The sequence below is a fragment of the Methanoculleus sp. UBA413 genome (genome assembly GCF_002502935.1).
Taxonomy (GTDB): Archaea; Halobacteriota; Methanomicrobia; order Methanomicrobiales; family Methanoculleaceae; genus Methanoculleus; species Methanoculleus bourgensis.
In genome coordinates, this window is record NZ_DAQR01000112.1 from 20,682 (window position 1) to 24,350 (window position 3,669).

3 protein-coding genes are annotated in these 3,669 nt (G+C 60.8%); 2 read left to right on the forward strand and 1 reads right to left on the reverse strand.

What is annotated here, in order from left to right:
* Positions 1 to 465 (forward strand): Mut7-C RNAse domain-containing protein (locus tag BP858_RS09260; RefSeq protein ID WP_286879346.1); only part of this gene is annotated, 465 nt, incomplete at its 5' end.
* 269 nt (positions 466 to 734) lie between these two features.
* On the forward strand, positions 735 to 1,889 hold the full coding sequence (locus tag BP858_RS09265) for a glycosyltransferase family 4 protein (protein WP_074176143.1): 1,155 nt from the start codon (positions 735 to 737) through the stop codon (positions 1,887 to 1,889).
* 15 nt (positions 1,890 to 1,904) lie between these two features.
* Here the strand turns inward: BP858_RS09265 and BP858_RS09270 are convergent, their stop codons facing one another.
* Entirely contained in the window at positions 1,905 to 2,957 is a 1,053-nt protein-coding gene (locus BP858_RS09270) for a hypothetical protein (RefSeq protein WP_074175439.1), read from the reverse strand.
* Positions 2,958 to 3,669 lie beyond the last annotated feature (712 nt).

The following is a 3,669-nucleotide window of genomic DNA, read 5'->3' on the forward strand; positions in this document are numbered from 1 at the left end:
CGGTTCCTGACCGACAGGATGCTCGGGACGCTCACCCGCTACCTCCGGTTTATGGGGTATGACACGATGAGCGCAAACAGCCTCTCCCCGGGCAACACCCGGGAAGATACGCTTCTCCTCGATATCGCCTCAAAGGATGACCGGATCCTCCTGACTCGGGACCGCGAACTCGCACGCCGGGGCGGTGCACAGGCGGTCTACATCGCATCCGAAGACGTCATGGAGCAGGTCAGGCAGGTTGCCGGCCTCGGGCTCATCGAGCCCGGGATCAGGATGAGCCGTTGTTCGCTCTGCAATACGCGCCTCCGGCCGGCTACCACACGCGAGATCCGTGAGGCACGCTACGCCCCCAGGTCAGCCAGGGGAAAGGAGTTCTCCTGGTGCCCGGCCTGTCGGAAACTCTACTGGATGGGCTCGCATGGTGACCACCTGGAGAAGCGCCTGAAAGAATCGCTCTCCCCCTGATCGTGTCCACCAGGTCCCGGAAACACCTCTCCCTTGACTATTTTGGGAATCCGGGAAAGATATATCAACTTTGAGCGGGTATGAGGCACACTGGCTGCAGGCCGGCCAGCCTGATATTCACGGACATTTTATCAGGAGGAGATCTTCGTACCCCTGAGGTCGGCAGGAGAATATACCGGGCTTCTGGTGCGGGAGAGAAGGTGATCCTGGCCGCTCCGGACCTCCTGTACTGAAGGATGATGCCCGGATAATTTACGATGAGGGATACCATGGAAAGTCTGAAAATAGCATTTTTTTGCTGGGAGTCACTGTATGCGGAGCGTGTCGGCGGACTTGCAAATGCGGCGACAAACCTCGCTGAGACGCTGGCACGTCACCACGAAGTGCACTACTTCACCCGGGGAGAGGGCAGGGACACCGAGATTAACGGTGTCCGGTACCATTACTGCCGGCCGGCAGGAGAGAACCTCGTCCAGTACTGTTCCGATATGAGCGGGAGGATGATCGACCGGTTCAGGGAGTTTGATGCACCGTCGTTTGACCTCTTGCACTTCCATGACTGGCATGTGGTCGACGCACTCCGCCGGCTCCGGGAACGGGAAACCATCTTCACCTATCACTCGACCGAGTTTGGGAGGAACGGGAACGCCTTCAGCAGCGGATGGCCATTCCCTGAGATATCGGGGATTGAGCGCTACGGGGGATTGATCGCGAAACGCATAACCGCGGTCTCCTCGACACTCCGCCGGGAGGCCATGAAACTCTATGATATCCCCGACTGGAAGATCGATGTTGTCCCAAACGGCATCGTGCCCGATCACTACCAGGCGGATGTCGAGCCCGAGGAGGTTAAACGACGCTACGGCTTTGACCCGGACTCCCCACTGATACTCTTTGTCGGGAGGCTTGCATGGCAGAAGGGGCCTGATATGCTGGTAGATGCGGCGCCAGGCCTCCTCCGGGAGCACTCCGGCGGTCAGTTCGCCTTCGTTGGCGACGGGCAGATGCGCCGCGGCCTTGAGACCAGGGCCCGGTCGCTCCCTGTCCGTTTCCTCGGGCGACTGGACGATGCCGACTATGTCTCGCTCCTCAACGCGAGCGATATCGTTGCCATCCCGAGCAGAAACGAACCCTTCGGGCTTGTGCTCCTCGAGGCGTGGAGCGCGGGCCGATGCGTGGTCGCGTCCGACGTCGGCGGGCTCTCCGAGAACATCGAGCACGGGACCGATGGGGTCAAGGTGCGGCCGCACCCTGATTCGATCGCCGAAGGGCTCGCAGTGGTGGCCGACTCTCCCGGGAAGTCGCTTTGTATGGGCCGGAAGGGGCTCGAAAAGGTGAAGGAATGTTTCCAGTGGAGCCGCATCGCGGAGCGGATGGAGGACTCCTACAGGAAGGCCGCGAACCGCGACACCATCCTCTGCTGACCGCGGGCTGCCCGCTCACGGCAACATGACTGCTGCAAGGTGCTCCATCAGACGGAAGGGATCCGACGAGACCACGGGCGTTCCCGCGTAGAGTTCCATCCCCCCGATATCAGAGGTCCGGGAGCGAAGGTCGCCCCGGTCCACCAGCCATGCGACGTAGTGACCCTGCTCATCGAGCGGAGGCATGTATACCGCTGCGTTGTAACTCTGCACCCCAATATTCTGGTAGCACTCAAGCACTTTCGCGAGTGCGGGGGCGAGATCGTGTGGTGACTCTGTGATGATCACGACTTCATGCTCTTTTTTAGGAGTAAGGTGTGCCATGACCCGGGCGCCTTTGTAGACGAGACCAAGACCGATGGCGGTGTGGGCCCTGAAGAGGTCATCGTAGTACCCGGTCCCGTAACAGCGCCGGTATTCCTCCCTGACCCGCTCGATCCGTGCCGGAGCGGTGTAGGGGCGATGGGTGAGCAAGATCTGGGCGTGGTTGTGCACGATGCTCGCCCCCGCACGCCAGAGGAAGTTCCAGATGAGGAAGGGGTAGATTGCCCGCGGGTCAGCGCGGTGCGCATCCTGACACCACCGGATGGCTACGCTGATCAGATCGGCTACCTGCGGTTCTGCGGTGACGTAGGGGTTTGTGTCCCTGGCGATGATGATAGCATGGAGGTAATCGTACTTGGCGATGTTGCTCGCCGTAATCCAGTGGTCGCCGTCGATTCTCCCGAAGGTGTCGGCAGGCGTCTCCTCAAGGGGGTTTGCAAACGGCCCCTTCTCTGCCAGCGTCCGCACGTCCAGTACCTCCTCTGCGTGGGGCGTCAGCACCGGGCGGCGTGCCCTGATGGAGTTGAAGAGCGTGCTCTCACCGGTCAGGTTATTGGTCACCCTGACGATCTGCTGTGTCTCGATATCGCCGTACTTCTCCCGCACCCACTCTTTCATCGCGTCGGGAAAGACCAGGCGCCCGGGTTCGACGTACCAGGAGTATATCCGGGAGAAGACCGCGGCCATATCCGGCCCAAGTTCCTGCACGATTCCCGGCAAACGGGTGACATCAAGCTTGACCATGGCGTCCACCGTATACCAATCTCACAGCGATAAAGATTCTCATCGGCCGGGCCGGACTGCATTGGGCCATCTCATTTGCGGATGTAGTCTCTTTTCATGTGTGAGGCGGACCGTCAATACCCCTCGCAAACCCGCGATGCGTGGAGTTATCGGCCCGGGATTCTGACAGGAATCGACATCTCAGCTGAACTAGTGGACCGATTCCAAATTATCAGACTCAGTTGACCCCTGTTCGGGTTCAGGTTCTCGTCCCCACCCCGGTGGGGTGAATTACCCCGGGCTCTCCCCCTCCCCGCACGAGGCACGACCCACGAAACCCCCGTCCCCGGAGCAGGGCAGTGCGTGGTGATGCCCAGGTGTGGCGCCGGGACGCGCGAGTGTCAAAATCAGGCGAAAACCGATCGGTCATCGCTTCTCGTGAGTGTACTGGTTATCGGGAATCGTTGCACTAGTGGAGCATTTCACCTTATTTTGCGGGTCCTGATGCGGATCGCCAGCCCCTCGCGTGAGGCGATGGTACCCATGAACACGACCGATTCCCCAGGCGAGCCCGAGCAGTGGACCGTGGTGGGAATCGCCCTGGGGGGTGGGGGCAGGGGAGGGCGCTCGCCCCCTCCCCGCACAAGCCGGACCCGGGGCACGATGCACCAGAGCAGGGGGTCTCCCACTCACCATATCGGGGCGGTTTTCATGGGAAATTTTAGATGAAATG